The sequence below is a fragment of the Alkalihalophilus sp. As8PL genome, assembly GCF_040939795.1.
Taxonomy (GTDB): domain Bacteria; phylum Bacillota; class Bacilli; order Bacillales; family Bacillaceae_D; genus Alkalihalophilus; species Alkalihalophilus lindianensis.
The window spans coordinates 1,974,300-1,991,970 of the sequence record NZ_CP162551.1 but is presented as its reverse complement, the minus strand read 5'-3'; the positions used below and the strand labels follow the sequence as shown (position 1 = coordinate 1,991,970).

General features: G+C 39.9%; 15 protein-coding genes and 5 tRNA genes. 1 reads left to right on the top strand and 19 read right to left on the bottom strand.

Annotation, left to right across the window (positions count from 1 at the left end; all coding sequences use genetic code 11):
* Positions 1 to 5: 5 nt before the first annotated feature.
* Positions 6 to 1,022 carry a DUF3231 family protein gene (locus AB3N04_RS11660; RefSeq protein ID WP_368502953.1) on the top strand — a complete coding sequence of 339 codons (1,017 nt, stop codon included), beginning with the start codon at positions 6 to 8 and terminating at the stop codon, positions 1,020 to 1,022.
* 168 nt (positions 1,023 to 1,190) lie between these two features.
* Here AB3N04_RS11660 and mqo read toward each other — a convergent pair whose 3' ends face one another.
* The 19 genes from mqo to dnaB all read right to left on the bottom strand — a co-directional run bounded on the left by mqo (position 1,191) and on the right by dnaB (position 17,643).
* A complete protein-coding gene (gene mqo / locus AB3N04_RS11655) occupies positions 1,191 to 2,690 on the bottom strand; it encodes a malate dehydrogenase (quinone) (RefSeq protein ID WP_368502952.1) in 1,500 nt (499 codons plus the stop codon).
* A gap of 498 nt (positions 2,691 to 3,188) precedes the next feature.
* Positions 3,189 to 3,437, bottom strand: coding sequence for a hypothetical protein (locus AB3N04_RS11650; RefSeq protein ID WP_368502951.1), 249 nt, complete (start codon positions 3,435 to 3,437; stop codon positions 3,189 to 3,191).
* 301 nt (positions 3,438 to 3,738) lie between these two features.
* Entirely contained in the window at positions 3,739 to 5,406 is a 1,668-nt protein-coding gene (gene ilvD / locus AB3N04_RS11645; protein ID WP_368502950.1) for a dihydroxy-acid dehydratase, read from the bottom strand.
* Between the two features lie 524 nt (positions 5,407 to 5,930).
* A complete protein-coding gene (locus tag AB3N04_RS11640; protein WP_368502949.1) occupies positions 5,931 to 6,065 on the bottom strand; it encodes a hypothetical protein in 135 nt (44 codons plus the stop codon).
* Between the two features lie 17 nt (positions 6,066 to 6,082).
* Positions 6,083 to 6,562 (bottom strand): 23S rRNA (pseudouridine(1915)-N(3))-methyltransferase RlmH, encoded by a 480-nt coding sequence (gene rlmH / locus AB3N04_RS11635; protein WP_368502948.1) that lies wholly within the window; start codon positions 6,560 to 6,562, stop codon positions 6,083 to 6,085.
* A gap of 71 nt (positions 6,563 to 6,633) precedes the next feature.
* On the bottom strand, positions 6,634 to 6,792 hold the full coding sequence (locus AB3N04_RS11630) for a CxxH/CxxC protein (protein ID WP_368502947.1): 159 nt from the start codon (positions 6,790 to 6,792) through the stop codon (positions 6,634 to 6,636).
* 119 nt (positions 6,793 to 6,911) lie between these two features.
* Positions 6,912 to 8,123: a S1C family serine protease gene (locus tag AB3N04_RS11625; RefSeq protein WP_368502946.1), complete on the bottom strand. Its 1,212-nt coding sequence runs from the start codon at positions 8,121 to 8,123 to the stop codon at positions 6,912 to 6,914.
* 219 nt (positions 8,124 to 8,342) lie between these two features.
* Positions 8,343 to 9,137 carry an MBL fold metallo-hydrolase gene (locus AB3N04_RS11620; RefSeq protein WP_368502945.1) on the bottom strand — a complete coding sequence of 265 codons (795 nt, stop codon included), beginning with the start codon at positions 9,135 to 9,137 and terminating at the stop codon, positions 8,343 to 8,345.
* Positions 9,138 to 9,164: 27 nt separating this feature from the next.
* Positions 9,165 to 9,935 carry a two-component system regulatory protein YycI gene (locus AB3N04_RS11615; RefSeq protein ID WP_368502944.1) on the bottom strand — a complete coding sequence of 257 codons (771 nt, stop codon included), beginning with the start codon at positions 9,933 to 9,935 and terminating at the stop codon, positions 9,165 to 9,167.
* Positions 9,932 to 11,257 carry a YycH family regulatory protein gene (locus AB3N04_RS11610; protein WP_368502943.1) on the bottom strand — a complete coding sequence of 442 codons (1,326 nt, stop codon included), beginning with the start codon at positions 11,255 to 11,257 and terminating at the stop codon, positions 9,932 to 9,934. The genes AB3N04_RS11615 and AB3N04_RS11610 overlap by 4 nt, the downstream gene beginning before the upstream one ends.
* Positions 11,254 to 13,077, bottom strand: coding sequence for a cell wall metabolism sensor histidine kinase WalK (gene walK / locus AB3N04_RS11605; RefSeq protein ID WP_368502942.1), 1,824 nt, complete (start codon positions 13,075 to 13,077; stop codon positions 11,254 to 11,256). Before walK ends, AB3N04_RS11610 begins: the two co-directional genes overlap by 4 nt.
* Positions 13,077 to 13,787: a response regulator YycF gene (gene yycF / locus AB3N04_RS11600; RefSeq protein WP_368502941.1), complete on the bottom strand. Its 711-nt coding sequence runs from the start codon at positions 13,785 to 13,787 to the stop codon at positions 13,077 to 13,079. The genes walK and yycF overlap by 1 nt, the downstream gene beginning before the upstream one ends.
* Before the next feature lie 222 nt (positions 13,788 to 14,009).
* A tRNA-Thr gene (locus AB3N04_RS11595) sits at positions 14,010 to 14,085 on the bottom strand.
* Between the two features lie 6 nt (positions 14,086 to 14,091).
* Positions 14,092 to 14,167, bottom strand: a tRNA-Phe gene (locus AB3N04_RS11590).
* Positions 14,168 to 14,215: 48 nt separating this feature from the next.
* Positions 14,216 to 14,292: transfer RNA gene (locus AB3N04_RS11585), tRNA-Asp, on the bottom strand.
* 16 nt (positions 14,293 to 14,308) lie between these two features.
* Positions 14,309 to 14,383 (bottom strand) — tRNA-Glu (locus tag AB3N04_RS11580).
* A 20-nt stretch (positions 14,384 to 14,403) separates the two neighbouring features.
* Positions 14,404 to 14,479 (bottom strand) — tRNA-Lys (locus AB3N04_RS11575).
* A gap of 278 nt (positions 14,480 to 14,757) precedes the next feature.
* Positions 14,758 to 16,044, bottom strand: coding sequence for an adenylosuccinate synthase (locus AB3N04_RS11570; RefSeq protein ID WP_368502940.1), 1,287 nt, complete (start codon positions 16,042 to 16,044; stop codon positions 14,758 to 14,760).
* Positions 16,045 to 16,278: 234 nt separating this feature from the next.
* Entirely contained in the window at positions 16,279 to 17,643 is a 1,365-nt protein-coding gene (gene dnaB, locus AB3N04_RS11565; RefSeq protein WP_317121897.1) for a replicative DNA helicase, read from the bottom strand.
* Between the last annotated feature and the right edge of the window lie 28 nt (positions 17,644 to 17,671).

Here is a 17,671-nt window from a genome sequence, read left to right as displayed (position 1 = left end):
AAAAAATGAGTGTTTTCCAGAGCAAAAAGCTTCCAAAGGACTTGTCTCCCATTGAAGTATCTAATATTTGGTCCTCTTACCTTAAAAATAGTATGGAACTAAGATTATTTGAGTATTTTTATGTCACTGTAGAAGATAAAGAAATAAAACATATCATTAATAAAATGTTGCTCCATTCAAAGAAAAACCTAAAGGAGCTTAAAAAAATATTTAAACAAAAAAAGCTTACTGTCCCTATTGGCTTCACTGAAAAAGATGTAAAGCCTGGAGCTGGTAAGTTATTTGGTGATACGTTTATGTTATATTTTTGCCAAGATATCACACTCTTATCAATGACGACTTATTCAAGTGCACTATCTGACTGTACTAACCAAGCAGTCAGAAGCTATTTTCAGATGAGTTTAGAATTTACAACTCATATCCAGAACGAAGTTATGAACTTGCTCATCTCAAAAGGAGTATACATAGAGCCACCGCAAGTATCTTTAGATCCTAAAATAGAGGTTGTAGAAAGTAAAAAATATTTAAGTGAATTATTAAGTGAACATCGACCGTTAAATGTTGCTGAAATTGCAAATCTAACCCGAATTACTCATAGGGCTCAGTTCTCTAAAATGATCTTTGTTGCGTTTAGTAAGATTGTGACTTCAAAAGAGATGAAAAAGCATTTTAATAAAGGACGAAATGAACTCCAAGATGTATTGGATAGCCTTCAAGAAGTACTCGAGAAGGAAAATATTCCAGTTTCAGCATCTGGTTATTATAAAATCTATGATATTGAAAGCTCGCCCTTTTCCGAGAAACTTATGCTCTTTTTCGTTAACACTTGTCTTGGCATGTTCTGTTTCATTATGATTGGACAAGCGATGAATTCCAGCTTAAGAACAGATATTCTAGCGAAGCTTACTAAAGTCTCTCTCAAATTTAGAAAGTACTATGCTGAAGGGTTATTTTTAACAATAGAAAATCATTGGTTAGAAGAGCCTCCACAAGCAGTCGACCGAAAAATTACTCCTAAATAATAGCTGTTTGGAAAAGGTATACACTACCTTTAATGTATCCCTCATACAACCAAACTAGCTGTAAGTTCTACTATACTCTAATAAAATTGTATGAATAAAAAAACAAACGGAAAAACTTTTCCGCTTGTTTTAACAGTCTTATTCACTTATGAAGCTTTACTATTAAGATTAAGCAAAAACAGGTTCTTCTACACTCAAGCCGAGAATTTGTGAATTTGAAGTATGAACTTGATGGAACAGCTCTGGGTGTTCCACTGGTGACATCCCATAAGTAGGGAGCATTTCTTTTAATTTTGGTTCCCATTCATTCATACGTTCTGGGAAACATTTTTGGAATACCTCGAGCATGACATGTACGGCCGTAGAGGCACCCGGAGAAGCTCCAAGTAATGCAGCTATCGTTCCATCTGCGTCACTCACTACTTCCGTACCAAATTGAAGAGTTCCTTTGCCAGCTTCTGTATCTTTAATAACTTGTACGCGTTGGCCCGCAGCTACTATATCCCAATCCTCGCTTTTCGCATTCGGAATAAACTCACGTAATTCTTCCATACGCTTTTCATTTGAGAGCATGACCTGCTCGATCAAGTATTTTGTTAACCCCATCTCTTTAACGCCTGCAGCCAACATAGTGAGAACATTATTCGGTTTAACAGAACCGATTAAATCTAGGTTTGATCCATGCTTTAAAAACTTTGGTGAGAAGCCCGCAAACGGTCCAAACAGTAATGTCTTTTTGTTATCAATATATCTTGTATCAAGATGTGGAACAGACATTGGAGGAGCTCCAACCTTCGCTTTACCGTATACTTTTGCATGATGCTGCTCTACAACTTCTGGATTGTTACAAACCATAAATAGTCCGCTTACTGGAAATCCTCCAATATGCTTTGATTCAGGTATACCCGTTTTTTGGAGTAAAGGCAGACTTCCACCCCCGCCGCCAATAAAAACGAATTTTGCCGTATGATACTCGATGTTACCGCCTTCAATATCATGCACTTTTACTTCCCAGCGGCCATCGCTCAAACGTTTAAAATCTTCAACACTATGCTTGTAGTTCATTTCGACGTTCTGACCTTTTAAGTGGTCAAATAACATACGTGTTAAAGCACCGAAGTTAACATCCGTTCCAGAATCGATTTTTGTTGCCGCAATCGGTTCATTTGATGCACGACCTTCCATGATCAATGGAGTCCATTGCTTCAGTGTTTCAGGATCCTCTGAGAATTCCATCCCTTGAAAAAGCGGATTGTTTGATAGCGCTTCCAAACGATTTCTTAGAAAAGTGACATTTTTTTCACCTTGGACTAGGCTTATATGAGGAATCGGCATAATAAAGTCTTGTGGATTACGAATCAGATTGCTATTTACGAGATAAGCCCAGAACTGTCTAGAAAGCTGGAACTGTTCATTAATTTTTATAGCCTTGCTCACATCTATCGTTCCGTCAGGCTTTTCGGAAGTATAGTTAAGCTCACATAGTGCAGAATGACCTGTTCCTGCATTATTCCATTCATTAGAGCTTTCTTCCCCTGCACTCGCAAGCTTCTCAAATACTTTGATTTCCCATTCTGGTGCTAACTCTTTCAGTAATGAACCTAAAGTTGCGCTCATAACTCCCGCACCAATTAAGATAACGTCTGTTTCTCTCCTTATGCTGCTCATGATAATCACCCTTATCCTCTATTTTGTAAAAAGAGTAGGCGCTCCTCCTTAAGCGTCACAAAAAAGCAAGGCGCCACCCAACCACACAAACTTTCCTATCTTAATATCATTCTATCATATCTCTATTATAATGATTAATTAGTCAAAAAATCTACCATAATCTGATAATTTCAAACTAATTAGTCTGTAAAAAAATAAGAACCTCATAAAAGGCCATGTTGAGGGGGAAAGTACAGGGGAAGAAGCAACCAATTTAGAAAAAGGCATCATGCAAATGGTTTACTTAATTGCCCCTCTCCTTAATGACATAGGCTTCATTACGCAAAGTGACCTTTATAACCATGAAGCCTTCCCTTATTTATTAGCAGAATTTGAACCGATCGGTTCCCCAAGTGTGCTCATTCCACAACCACAAAGTCATCTGATACAGAAGTTGTTATTGTGCAGTATTCGTCTACTACAAAATAATTCAATAACCTCAAAAGTTACATTTTCCTTTTAATCCATTGATAAAATACAATTAAAAGAGTCCAAATATACACCCGGTAGAATTGAATCTAGATTCCAGCCACCTTCCGAGATTGGTAAAAAATCGTTTTCTACATTTTCACCAGTCTGAATAAGCAGGACGGAGCCGTTGTATCTTTCCAAAGTAAGCAACCCATCATTCGGCTGTTCAGGTTTGATATGTAACAGATCGCCCCCACGATTTCCTAACACAGAATAATAAATCATTCCACTTGCCATATACAACACGACCCCGAGTAAAAGTGCCTATCCCCCCTCGGATTTTGTCGATAATCATTAAGAGCATCTGTCGGATTAACAAGTTCTTTGGTGATAGATTCCCCTTCCGTGTTATCTTAAAAGAGCGCCTGTACAAATGCATCCACATAAAAAGTGGACAACCCTCTGTATAAGGTTATCCACTTTTCCCTAATCACTTGCTATTTACCTAATCCACAGAAATGTGGAGCCACGGTGAAGCCTACTTAAACGTGGCAGTAGACTCGAAGGAACCAGCAGAGCCGTTCCGAAACTTCACTCCTTAATCAGTTATAGCTCCTTTTGATGCAGACGAAACAGATCTAGCGTATTTTGCTAATATTCCTCTTAAATTTTGTTCCGGAGCAGTCCAGTCCTTTGCTCTTTCTTTAAATTCTTCTTCTGACACATTCACCATAAGCTCCTGTGTTTCACTATCAATCGTAATTAAATCTCCTTCTTTAATTAAGGCAATAGGTCCCCCTACTTGTGCCTCAGGAGATAGATGACCTACTACTAATCCATGTGTTCCCCCAGAGAATCGGCCATCTGTGATTAAGCCAACTTTTTCGCCCAATCCTTTTCCAACTACGATCGCAGTAATCGACAACATCTCCGCCATTCCCGGTCCACCCTTTGGTCCAACATAGCGGATGACAATGATATCTCCTGGATGAATTTCATTGTTTAAAACCGCATCGGTGGCTAACTTCTCTGAATCGAATACACGAGCAGGCCCTGTGATTGTTTTAATTTTCAAACCTGACATCTTGGCCAAGGCGCCTTCTGGAGCTAAATTTCCTTTTAAGATCACAAGAGGTCCTGTTTCACGTTTAGGATGATCAAACGAAATAATCTCCTGCGCCTCGCTCAAATGAGGAACATCAGCAAGATTTTCCGCGATCGTTTTTCCTGTTACAGTTAAACAATCACCGTGCAGAAGTCCTTTTTCAAGAAGGAGCTTCATCACAGCCGGCACACCGCCAACTTTAGATAAATCCTCCATTACGTAACGGCCGCTTGGTTTCAGATCGGCAATATGAGGAACGTTTTGACGGATTCGTTCAAAATCATCTAAATCAAGTTCTACATCGATGGTGTGGGCCAACGCTAATAAGTGGAGAACCGCATTGGTCGATCCCCCTAGAGCCATGATGACGGTAATCGCATTTTCAAATGCATTTTTTGTCATAATGTCCTTAGGGGTAATTCCCTTAGTTAATAAATTCATTAACGCTTCTCCCGCGTCTAGACAATCCTTCATTTTTTCATCTGTTACTGCCGGGTTGGATGAACTGCCAGGCAGACTCATTCCCATCGCTTCGATTGCTGAAGCCATCGTATTCGCGGTGTACATTCCTCCACACGATCCGGCCCCTGGACAAGCATGACACTCGATTTTATGAAGTTCCTCGCGATCAATATCTCCATTGTTATACTTCCCCACAGCCTCAAACGCAGAAACAATATCTAAATCTTTTCCATCTGCCTTACCTGGGCGAATGGTGCCTCCATAAACAAAAACAGCCGGTAAGTTTAAACGGCCTATCGCGATCATACACCCAGGCATATTCTTATCACACCCGCCAATGGCGACAACCCCGTCGTAGCTTTGTGCTCCCATGACGGTTTCAATCGAATCAGCGATGACTTCCCTGCTTGGCAATGAAAAGCGCATCCCTTCCGTCCCCATCGAGATCCCATCAGAAACGGTAATCGTATTAAAAATAAAAGGAGTTCCCCCGCCCTTTAAAGCTCCTTCTTTTGCTTTCCTAGCTAACTCATCAATATGCATATTACACGGAGTTACCTCACTCCATGTACTAGCGATTCCGACAAAGGGCTTTTCAAAGTCTTCATCTGTCACTCCCATTGCTCGGATCATGGCACGATTGGGTGCTCGGTTTACATCATTAAAAACCTGACTGCGACTTTTCGATAGATTACTCATTACGTTTTCCTCCTTTAAGATGATTAGATTTATAGATTGTTTTTTTATACAAAAAAACCGACAATCTTTGAATAACAACAGTCTCATAGCACTATTATTATTTAAAAATTGTCGGTTTACACTTCAACTAACTAGTCAGTTTTTTGATTGTCTACCAAATATTGAATACTGTAAATAATAGGGTTTTCCTATCTATCATCTTATTGTTTATGTGCTTATCTGTCAAGGGAAGCACTAGGGGGCTCTTTTGCGTTGCGATCACTTAAAAAGGTGCCTGGCACTACTCGTATTTTGTCGATATTAATTCGACACACTTCGATCAGTGACAGGCATTTAAACATTTAAAGTAAGGTCCCATTCGCTTTTTCTGTTTTTCAAGACAGGGAACTGATCATTCAACCATTTACGGCCTGGCAAACAGCTTTAACTTTATTGATATTCTTCTTCCAACTCGATCCCTAACCCTCTGCCATACGATTGACGAAATTAAAATATGAAGTAATTTGATATAAGTCAAGAATTTCTCAACCTGAGCAGCCTTTTTCTTTTAATAGCTCGGTATTTTCTTTCGTGATACTTGTCGGTTGCTTCGTTAACTTCACCGCATAATCTAGCATCGCCATCATATCCTTTAAATACCCTTTTCCACTGTTCTGCATCTTCCAATACCAATGCCTTATTTATGGTACGGTTCACCTCGATTAATCCGAAAAGCTCGATACACTTGCTCTAACAACACCAGTCTCATCAGTTGATGGGGCAGCGTCATTTTAGAGAACGACAACGCGTAGTTGCTGCGCTGCATGACGTCATCACTTAGCCCGAGTGAGCCTCCGACCACAAAGGCTATTTTGCTTTTTCCGTATGTAGCAAGTTGGTCAATCTCCTTCGCTAAATGCTCTGAGGTGAGTTGTTTACCTTTGATTTCAAGTGTGATAACATGCGTATCTGGTCCGATTTTTGCTAGAATTCGTTCTCCTTCTTTTTGCTTTACAATTTCCATATCGGCCTCACTTAAATTCTCTGGCGCTTTTTCATCAGCTACTTCGATTAAATCAATCTTTGCGTAAGCACCCAGTCTTTTCGTATACTCCGCGATTCCTTGTTTTAAATATTTTTCTTTTAATTTTCCTACTGAAATAATAGAGATATTCACTGTGTGTATTCCCTCATTCGTTTTTATTTATCCACAGAAGTTATCCACATATCAACACTGTTAGTAACTGACTATTTCGCAATTGAGTAAACAGCAGACTTTTCACAATAGCTACATGTTGTGGATAATTGTTCTTCCTCCCTTACTTTTTCAATAATTGGTGCTGCCTCGTATTCATCTACAACGATATCCATTGCTAATTCAATATGTTCCTCACATGCAAATTCCATAAAAAACCGTCCTTTCGTTTTCACGCATTTTATTATAGCATACCCTTTGTTTAGCTGTGGGCAACTCTGAAAACAGAAATAAGCAGAGTTATGTGGATAACTCTGCTTATCGATTTATTTTAAAAGCTTTGTTGTTCGGCTAACTGAATCGTGACAGTTTCGAGCGTACCGTTTCGATAATAGCTCACTTCTACTTCGTCTCCAACTTGCTTTTCCGTATATAGAAATCTTCTTAAATCATGACCGTCTGCAATGTCTTCTCCATCAATTTTAACGATCACATCATATTGCTCAAGGCCAGCTCGTTCTGCAGCTGACATAGGAGACACACTTGAAACCATAACACCAGCTCTGACTTCACTCGGTAAATTCAACGTTTCTTGCCAATGATAACTTGGTATTTCATTTAAAGATTGAATTCCTACTCCTAATTGTGGGCGCTTTACTTCACCATATCGTTCTAAGTCTTCAATAATCGGCAGCGCCACGCTGGTTGGTATCGCAAATCCAATACCCTCTACTGAGCTTTGGGCAATTTTCATTGAATTGATGCCAATCACTTGACCCTCTATGTTTAATAATGCTCCACCACTATTACCAGGGTTAATCGCTGCATCTGTTTGGAGAACTTCAGCATGCCAATCAATTTGACCATTTCCTGTTAAATCAACTGGAATGCTTCTTTCCGTTGCACTAATGATCCCTTGGGTAACAGAGCTTGAAAATCTGAGCCCTAAAGGATTTCCGATCGCAATCGCAGGTTCACCTACGCGGAGAGAATCTGAGTTTCCAAATTCAGCAACCGTTTCGATTTCACTGCTATCCACTTCTAGAACAGCTAAGTCCGTTATGACATCCGATCCTAACAATTCTGCCGGGACACGTGTGCCATCTGCTAAACTAATTTCAATCCCATTTGCTCGTTCGATGACATGATGATTCGTCACCACAAACGCTTTATCACCAGCTACTTTATAAATAACACCCGATCCTGTACCCTCACCATTTTGTTCTTGTAAAGGGTTTGACTGTTGAATATTAATCACACCAACAACTGCATCTGACACTTTATCAACGGCTTGTGTGACATCAGAATTAACGGAATAACTAACGGTTTGAACATCTTCTGGTGCCTCGGTTTGGATGATGCTCTCTTCGTCATTTGATCCTAAATCGTAAGGAAGCATCCCAACGCTTGATAAGAGTGGAATGAAAAACAATACTACTAGACCACCAATAACAGCACCAATAAATGCAGAAAGGGCTCCACCTCGCCTCGAACGCTTTTGTCTTGTTTCACGTTCTGAATAATGATCATCATAATAGCCCATAACCCCACACCATCCTCTAATAAGATAAAATCAACGTTCTACATCTCTAGAGATGTTTCATCCTTTAAAGGGATGATTTTGAATTTATTATACTTAATATTTAGGAGAAATCTACTAGAGTGCATCACTTTTGATTATTTTTTATACTGTTTACAGAATTACCAACAACCGTGTTAGATAATCAAAAGTTCAAATAAAAAAGTCCCCAAAGGAGGACTTTTAAATAGTAGCGAGTGGTGTGGGCTTCAGGGGATCTGTATCATATAGATCGAATTGTTCTCCTACAGCCATTCCTTGCTCTTTTAAGACTTGCTCCACTGTAAGGCGGGCTAAGTCTTTCATATTATTATCTAAGCTTAAATGAGCTAGATAAATGCGGCTTGTGTTATCCGTAATCACATCAGAAAGTGCAAGAGCAGCATCTTCGTTTGAAACGTGACCGACATCACTTAAGATCCGTCTTTTTACATTCCAAGGATAGCGCCCCATCTGCAACATATTTAAGTCATGGTTGGACTCAAAAATATACATATCCGCACCCTTAATGGTTCCTTTAATCCGCTCACTAACATAGCCCATATCCGTTGCTAATACTAGCTTTTTCCCTTCGTGATGAAAGCAATAAAACATTGGCTCAGCTGCATCATGAGAGACCCCGAAGGACTCGACATCCAAATGGCCAAACGACTTCACTTCCTCTGTAGCAAAAGTGAATTTTTGGTCAATTGGGATCGCTCCTAAGTTACTCTCCATCGCCAGCCACGTTTTTTCATTCGCATAGATCGGTAACTTATGCTTTCTTGCAAAAATACCGACCCCTTTTATATGATCGCTGTGCTCATGGCTAACTAAAATACCGTCTAGCTCTTTTGGGTTTCGTCCGATTTCCTTGAAGAGTTCATCCATTTTCTTCCCGCTCAGTCCAGCATCGATTAGTAATCTCTTCTCAGCGGTTTCCACATAAATTGCATTCCCGGTACTTCCACTAGCAAGCACACTAAAACGTAACGTCATCGTAGGTTCACTCCTGTTTATTCCTGCTTAAGACAATTGCTGAATTTCAGGGTTGATGGCATGTACAAGGTAGGTTTCACCCTCTACCGTCACTCTCCACATCGGAGCAAATACTTGAGCTCCTCCTTGTGGACTGTAGAAGCTGTAGTATCCAAACTCAACATGTGTGACCGTATTATTAACACCGATGTATTGAGCATTCAACAATACTTCAATCGCTTTGATGCTTGATAATACTTCACGCTCCCTACCTGTTGGCTCAAACTCATAGTAGCTTTGTTGGTATCCAACAATTTCGCCGTCCTCATTCAATTGTAATAAAAGCGGTTCTGCCTCAAAAGCATGGGCAGTTTTTTCTTCATACGTTTGTTGCAACAGTACTTGTCTCTCTTCTGTGTCAAATCGACCAAAACGATACTCATTACCGTTTGTGACATAACTATTTAGAAATTGAGATAAATCTTGAGAAAACTGTTCTTCTCTTAGTGGCACAGGCTCATCTAACGTCGATATAATCGTCGTTCCATCAACTAATTCTGCTTCTTGGTTACTAAGAGCGCTCATCTGTCTTTCACTAAAAGGAACAGTTTTCCCCAGTACATGCCCAGCAGAGATCGTCTCCTCAGGTAATTCAACATCAATTCGAACATTGTTATCTCGCAAAACTTCTTGAATGGTTGCTTGAGCAATCATGTTCATTTGATTCGAATTATTTTTATCGATTAATTGCCAGGTTAAAAAGATATTTAGAAAGAGGAAGGTGATAATGAATATGGTTTTTGTGCGATTCCAATTCATTGAATCTCCTCCCCGTTTGCTTCTTGATCAAATTTAACTTTTTGCCATTGGTCATCATAAAGTACATACCAATATGGTTCAAGTGTCACTAAGGACACATTTTGTTTATTCATTTCATAGCCAACCATTACTTTTTCAAGTTTAGTCTCATCAAAAAACTCTTGTTCCTCTAATCGTTCTAGCACAGCCTCACCAGAAGGGAGCTCTACTCGTTGAATTGCATTAACCGGTTGATTATCCAGGTCAAAAAGAGGACGTTCATAGCTAACAATCTGAGTTCCGATTCTGCTAACCTTTAACCTCATGATACTCTGTCCCTCATAACTAATAACTGGAACGCCATCAACATGTAGCAAGTATTCAGCTTCCTCACGAACATCATCTGCCGACCAGCTTGAAAGATTATAAGGATCAGACCATCCACCATGACCATTAATAAAGTCATAACTATTTTGGACAATATGACGACTACTACGGTCTTGGTTTTCTGAAAAGAGAGGATTATTATAATCCATAAATTCCCCATCATTTCGTAATTGGATGATCCGATTACCATCTGTATATGATTCTACTAGATCTGCATAATTAGCCCTAACCGAATTCGGCTCATTAAACAGCTCATTAATAAAATAATTCACATCAATAGGACTTGTTGTATATGTCATCTGTCTCGCTTCTATCGGTTCAGTTGGTATATATACATGCTGATGAAGTTGAGAGGAGTTCGTTCCTGAATGAATAGCTGTTACAGGTATTTTCTCTCCTTGCAGCATTTCTTCAAACTGATCGACTGATAAGGTCGTCTCTACTTCAATCACTCTAGAATCTCCTGCAAATAACAACTGCATCGCAATATCATTTTCACTTGAGTCCCTATATAAGTAGAGCCGATCAACTTCAGAAGAAGGGAGGTTGAAGACATCACGATCTACTTCAAACATCGCAAGAAGGATGTCTGTTGGAATCGCAGCAGGGAAAACGACTTCTATTCCTGCACTCACATTCTGTTTCGGGAAGGGCCCTGTAGCAAGCATGTCCCCTTCTATCAAATCGACTTCAAGAAGCATTTCATAGAACGCTTCAAACTCTTCTGTTGATTGCCGGATCATCGAGGTTTGTCCATCTATATGTGTAATCAATTGCTCTGGTTTTATCACATCGCTCATTTTCACTTCTTGATTATTTAGGGGTGTACGTTCAGATTCCTCCGACTCACCTAAGAAGTTGATATCAGGCTGAAACGTCCACAATTGCCAAGTCAGAACAATACTTAACCCAACTAAGCCTATTAATAATCCTGTTTTGACGTGTTCGTAGTTCATGCCTCTCCCCCCTTAAACGTAGAGTAAGGCAATGTAAAGTAAATCGTTGTACCAGAACCATATTCACTACTTACCCAAATCTCGCCTCCATGAGCATGGACCAATTCTTTTGCAATCGCAAGACCAAGTCCAGTTCCGCCAATGCTTCTAGCACGGGCTTTATCGACTCGGTAAAAACGATCAAATATTTTAGCTTGGTTTTCACGCGGGATTCCCATTCCTTCATCAGAAATACTGACCCGCACATTGTGCCCTTGATGAAGGAGAGTTGTTGTGACGTTTCCACCTTCAGGAGAATATTTCATCGCATTTGAAATAATGTTATCAATGACTTGTGTTAATTTATCTTTATCCACCTCAACATAGGTTGGATGTCCGGAAATATGTCGCGTAAAGTGAATATTTCGCCCTTGAGCGACCATTTCAAAGCGATCAATCACCTCATGTAAGAACTGACCAAAATCAACCCAGCTCATCGTCAAACGATAATCGTGACTATCGATTTTAGAGAGCTGTAAGAGGTCATTAACTAAACGAATCATCCGCTCAGTCTCATTTTGAGTAACGCCAATAAATCGTGGTGCTAATTCAGGGTCCTCAAGTGCTCCGTCCTCTAACGCCTCTAAGTAACTTTTCATCGTTGTCAGTGGTGTTCTGAGCTCATGTGATACATTCGCTACAAATTCGCGACGATCTTGCTCAATTTTTTCTTGCTCGGTTACATCATGCAAGACTGTAATCAGTCCATTTATAGGACCATCCTCTTCTTGAATGACAGAGAAATTGGCTTCGATTAGAAACTCTTGATCATCATCGCTGAAATCTAGTAAGATTGATTCTGTTTGCTCAAATAAATCTTCAAGCTCATAAGATTCAGGTAACCTCAGCACATCTGGTAATAACCGTTTTATGACTTCATAGCTTTGCACACCGAGTAATTCTTCTGCTCGTTTATTCATTAAGATAATTTGACCATTTTGATCAGTGGCAATTACACCATCCGTCATATGGGCTAAAACAGAGCTCAATTTTTTCTGCTCACGAGCACGAGTAGCTGTGGCATCTTGAAGCTTATACGTTAATTCATTAAATGAAAAGGCTAATTGACCGATCTCATCGGTACTATAGACAGTAACCTGCCTAGAGAAGTCACCCTGCCCCATTCTAAGAGCTTGCTTACGCATGTCCATAATTGGGGCTGTAATCGTTCTTGCTAACAAAATAACAAGTACAGCGGTAATTAAGAGTGCAATTACTGTTCCACTAAGTAAAATACTATTAATCTGCTGCATCTGATCATAAATATCTTCCATTGAGGACTCAATGTAAATCGCACCTAGAGTATTATTTTCTTGGTCCTTAATGGGCACAGCTAAAACTTGAACACGATCTCCCGTTTGTTCATCGCGTAAGATCGCAGCATCCCGCGCCCCTAGTAAAGCCCGTTTCACTCTAAATTTCGTCGTCTGCTGACCGACGATATGCCGGTTTGAAAAATTAGATGTGCTCAGGATCTCACTATTGCTATCAATGACTTGAACTTCAGCATTTTCAATCGTAAATGTCTCTCTTAAGAGAGCATTGATATCACTATATAACGTACTTCGATCTTCACGAGGCTCCATCATTTCCTGGGCAACATTGTATCCTAGCAAGTTTGCACGTTCATTTAGCATCTGATCATGATTAAAAACAAGCTGTTCTTCAAGCTTTCCTGTAAAATAAACGCCAATGATTTGCATCGCCATAAAAATAAGCAATACATAAATGATGATTAATTTAAATTGTATTGACTTAAAAAACCCAACCTTTCGATCCATTAACCTTGCTCCAGCTCTTCTGGTGATGATAGGTAATAGCCTACCCCACGTCTTGTAATGATCCAATTAGGATAGCTTGGATTATCTTCTACTTTTTCACGAAGTCTACGAACTGTTACATCGACCGTTCTGACATCTCCAAAATAATCATATCCCCATACGGCTTGCAGCAAGTGTTCACGTGTCATAACTTGACCCAGATGCTTTGCAAGATAATGAATCAATTCAAATTCTCTATGAGTGAGTTCAATCGTTTCACCGCGACGCTTCACTTGGTAGGCGTCTGGATAGATCGTTAAGTCACCTACAGTCAACTCTTTGTGAGTAGGTGTTTCTTCTGCACCAGCTTTACGACGACGTAAATTTGCTTTCACGCGTGCTAATAACTCTCTTGTGCTAAATGGTTTGGTTACATAATCATCTGCGCCGAGCTCTAGGCCTAACACTTTATCAATCTCGGAATCTTTCGCCGTTAACATAATGATCGGAACATCATATGTTTTTCGTACTTCACGGCAGACTTCCATTCCATCTTTATGAGGTAACATAATATCTAGTAAAATAAGATCAGGCTCTTCTTTTTTTACTTGTTCAATAGCTTCTAAGCCATCGTACGCACAAAAAACTTTAAAACCCTCTTTTTCTAAATTAAATTTTAATATATCAGCGATTGGCTTTTCATCATCTACTACGAGAATACGTTTATCCATTCAAAAATCGCTCCATTCCAACTAAAAAGTTTCTATCCACATTCTAACATAAGAAGCCCAAAGACGTAGGGAAAAAGAAAAGCGTAGGCGACTGTTTAGGAGGTAACGTTTCGCCCGATTAACGATTGAATGTCCTCTTTTTTCTATATAACAAAAAATCGCCTCTGCAATAAACAGAGACGAAAATAAAAAAAGCGTGCCTATGCACGATTATAATAAAAGTGGTGCCGGCCAGAGGACTTGAACCCCCAACCTACTGATTACAAGTCAGTTGCTCTACCAATTGAGCTAGACCGGCAAAAAATGGTGGCTTGGGACGGAATCGAACCGCCGACACATGGATTTTCAGTCCATTGCTCTACCGACTGAGCTACCAAGCCTTACTTAACACTTGTACCATCTTATCACATGAAAGAATGAAAGTAAAATGGCGGTCCGGACGGGACTCGAACCCGCGACCTCCTGCGTGACAGGCAGGCATTCTAACCAACTGAACTACCGGACCAATTGTAAATATGTAATGGTGACCCGTACGGGATTCGAACCCGTGTTACCGCCGTGAAAGGGCGGTGTCTTAACCGCTTGACCAACGGGCCATTCTAAACTGGGTTTAAAATGGTGAGCCATGAAGGACTCGAACCTTCGACCCTCTGATTAAAAGTCAGATGCTCTACCAACTGAGCTAATGGCTCTTAGTGATAATGACGCTCACTTTAAGTAGTAAAGCTTGTCATCGTTCGCTGTAACTCTCAGCGACAAGAATTATAATACCATGATCCAGAAATCCTTGCAACACTTTTTCAAAACTTTTTTAAAAAATTTTTATATGTCTTAGGCACTCATTAAAGAATAGCGAATTTTGAGGAATTGCGCAAGCTCTATTTTTGCTTTTTATCTAATAGTGTTAACCTCAAACTTTTTAAGAGTTAAAGCCATCTAAGCTAGCTTAGATGGCTTTACTACGAAACGATTATGCAAACACACCACGGACAAGATTTGTTTGGTTACGGTCTGGTCCAACTGAGAATACAGTTAATGGGATGCCTGTTAATTGCGATACACGCTCAATATAATGACGCGCATTTACAGGAAGTTCATCTAAAGATTTAACTCCTGTGATATCTTCAGTCCAGCCAGGAAGCTCTTCATAAACAGGCTCACACTCAGCTAGAACTTTAAGGCTTGCTGGGAACTCTTCAATAACTTCGCCACGGTATTTATAAGCTGTACAAATCTTCAACTTCTCGATTCCTGTTAATACATCAATTGAGTTTAATGATAGGTCTGTAATACCGCTTACACGTCGAGCATGACGAACCACTACACTATCAAACCAACCAACACGACGTGGACGGCCAGTTGTTGTTCCGTATTCATTTCCTACTTCACGAATATTATTTCCAATTTCATCATGTAGCTCAGTTGGGAATGGGCCATCACCTACACGAGTCGTGTATGCTTTAGACACACCTACTACATGATTAATTTTAGAAGGACCTACACCAGAACCGATAGTCACTCCACCTGCAATTGGATTCGAAGACGTAACGAATGGGTATGTTCCTTGATCAAGGTCAAGCATAACCCCTTGCGCACCTTCAAATAATACACGACGTCCTTCATCAAGTGCATCATTTAAAACAACGGAAGTATCACACACATACTTCGCTACTTGTTGACCATATTCGTAGTACTCATCAAGGATTTCTTCTTTAGTAAATCCTTCAACTTCATAATATTTTTCAAACATACGATTTTTTTCAGCTAAGTTACGCTCTAGCTTCTCTTCAAACACTTCACGATCTAGGAGGTCAGCCATACGAATTCCAATACGAGCTGCCTTGTCCATGTAGGCAGGACCGATTCCTTTTTTCGTCGTACCAATTTTATTTGCACCCTTACGTTCTTCTTCTACAATATCAAGTTTCAAGTGATAAGGAAGAATAACATGCGCACGGTTACTAATACGTAAGTTACTTGTATCTACATTACGCTCGTGTAAATAAGCTAATTCTTCTACCAATGCTTTCGGATCAATAACCATACCGTTTCCGATTACACAGTCTTTATCTTTATAAAAAATCCCAGACGGAATTAAGTGAAGTTTGTACTTCTTTCCGCCGAAAACAATTGTATGTCCTGCATTGTTTCCACCTTGGTAACGAGCGACAACCTCAGCTTTTTCAGAAAGATAGTCTGTAATCTTCCCTTTACCTTCATCGCCCCATTGTGTACCTACTACAACTACTGATGACATATGTTGCACCTCCGTCTCGGACGTTTAAACCGAGAAATTTCAAAATCCATTGACAAGTATACCAATATACCAGAAGATCGTCAATAAAACCCGAACATTTAATAGAATGTACACAAGTTCGTTCGTATGAACCTTTTTACTTTTTATCAAAGTGATATGTCATTAGAGTAACGCTACATTAACTAAACTATACGTTAAAAAACCTGCACTCCTATTAGAGAGGCAGGCTTATATTTAAGCACCAGGGGGCATATCACGTTCATCATGCCGTCGGTCTAAATTGACAAATTTATTATATTCTTTAACAAATGCTAGCTCCACGGTACCAACTGGACCATTACGTTGCTTCGCAATAATAATTTCAATAATATTTTGATTTTCTGATTCCTTGTCATAATAATCATCACGGTACAAGAAGGCGACGATATCAGCATCCTGCTCAATACTTCCTGACTCACGAATATCAGACATCATTGGACGCTTATCTTGACGAGATTCGACTCCACGAGAAAGCTGTGAAAGGGCAATGACGGGTACTTCCAGCTCACGTGCGATCGCTTTTAGCGTACGAGAGATCTCAGAGACTTCCTGTTGACGATTCTCACCACTACGTCCATTCCCTTGAATTAACTGCAAGTAATCAATCATGATCATCCCGAGTCCTTGCTCTTGCTTAAGACGTCTGCATTTAGCACGAATATCATTTACTTTCACGCCGGGGGTATCATCAATATAAATTCCCGCTTTAGCAAGGCTCCCCATTGCCATCGTTAGCTTTTGCCAATCCTCAGAGGTAAGTGCACCTGTACGCATTCGTTGTGCATCAATATTCCCTTCAGCACAAAGCATACGTTGGACAAGCTGGCTTGCCCCCATCTCGAGACTAAAAATCGCGACATTTTCACTCGTTTTAGTGGCGACATTTTGAGCAATATTCAAGGCAAAAGCCGTCTTACCTACTGAAGGGCGAGCTGCTACAATAATTAAATCATTTCGCTGGAAGCCGGCCGTCATATTATCAAGTTCAATGAAGCCTGTTGGAATACCTGTAATATCACCTTTTTGATTTTGAAGTAGCTCAATTTGATCATATGTCTCAACAAGGACATCTTTTATCGAAATAAAAGCACTCGTATTTTTACGCTGTGCCACATCTAAAATGGTCTTCTCCGCATCATCTAAGATTGCATCTACTTCATCTTCACTCGTATAGCCATCAGCTGCAATATTCGTAGCGACTCGAATCAGACGACGTAAAACAGATTTTTCCTCAACAATGCGACTATAGTATTCTACATTGGCTGCGGTCGGAACGGCATTTGCTAAATCACTTAAATAGCCAATACCGCCGATATCATCGAGCCACTTACGATCTTGTAGTTCGGATGTTACTGTAACTAAATCAACCGGTTCACCTTTTTCAGCAAGATCCAGCATGACTTCATATACGCGTTGATGAGCAGCTCGGTAAAAGTCATCCGGCAAGAGACGCTCTGATGCGGTGACAAGTGCTACATCAGCTAAGAAGATCGCTCCTAATACTGCTTGTTCTGCTTCAATATTTTGCGGTGGGGTTCGATCAGCAAATAAATCACTCATTGCATTACTTCCTTTCTGTAAAAATGAA

Excerpts from the sequence above, each read along its gene's own strand:
- AB3N04_RS11660 (WP_368502953.1), top strand. The coding sequence starts at position 6 with ATGAGTGTTTTCCAGAGCAAAAAGCTTCCAAAGGACTTGTCTCCCATT.
- mqo (WP_368502952.1), bottom strand. The coding sequence starts at position 2,690 with ATGAGCAGCATAAGGAGAGAAACAGACGTTATCTTAATTGGTGCGGGA.
- AB3N04_RS11650 (WP_368502951.1), bottom strand. The coding sequence starts at position 3,437 with ATGGCAAGTGGAATGATTTATTATTCTGTGTTAGGAAATCGTGGGGGC.
- ilvD (WP_368502950.1), bottom strand. The coding sequence starts at position 5,406 with ATGAGTAATCTATCGAAAAGTCGCAGTCAGGTTTTTAATGATGTAAAC.
- AB3N04_RS11640 (WP_368502949.1), bottom strand. The coding sequence starts at position 6,065 with ATGCAGAACAGTGGAAAAGGGTATTTAAAGGATATGATGGCGATGCTA.
- AB3N04_RS11630 (WP_368502947.1), bottom strand. The coding sequence starts at position 6,792 with ATGGAATTTGCATGTGAGGAACATATTGAATTAGCAATGGATATCGTT.
- AB3N04_RS11625 (WP_368502946.1), bottom strand. The coding sequence starts at position 8,123 with ATGGGCTATTATGATGATCATTATTCAGAACGTGAAACAAGACAAAAG.
- AB3N04_RS11620 (WP_368502945.1), bottom strand. The coding sequence starts at position 9,137 with ATGACGTTACGTTTTAGTGTGCTTGCTAGTGGAAGTACCGGGAATGCA.
- AB3N04_RS11615 (WP_368502944.1), bottom strand. The coding sequence starts at position 9,935 with ATGAATTGGAATCGCACAAAAACCATATTCATTATCACCTTCCTCTTT.
- AB3N04_RS11610 (WP_368502943.1), bottom strand. The coding sequence starts at position 11,257 with ATGAACTACGAACACGTCAAAACAGGATTATTAATAGGCTTAGTTGGG.
- walK (WP_368502942.1), bottom strand. The coding sequence starts at position 13,077 with ATGGATCGAAAGGTTGGGTTTTTTAAGTCAATACAATTTAAATTAATC.
- yycF (WP_368502941.1), bottom strand. The coding sequence starts at position 13,787 with ATGGATAAACGTATTCTCGTAGTAGATGATGAAAAGCCAATCGCTGAT.
- AB3N04_RS11570 (WP_368502940.1), bottom strand. The coding sequence starts at position 16,044 with ATGTCATCAGTAGTTGTAGTAGGTACACAATGGGGCGATGAAGGTAAA.
- dnaB (WP_317121897.1), bottom strand. The coding sequence starts at position 17,643 with ATGAGTGATTTATTTGCTGATCGAACCCCACCGCAAAATATTGAAGCA.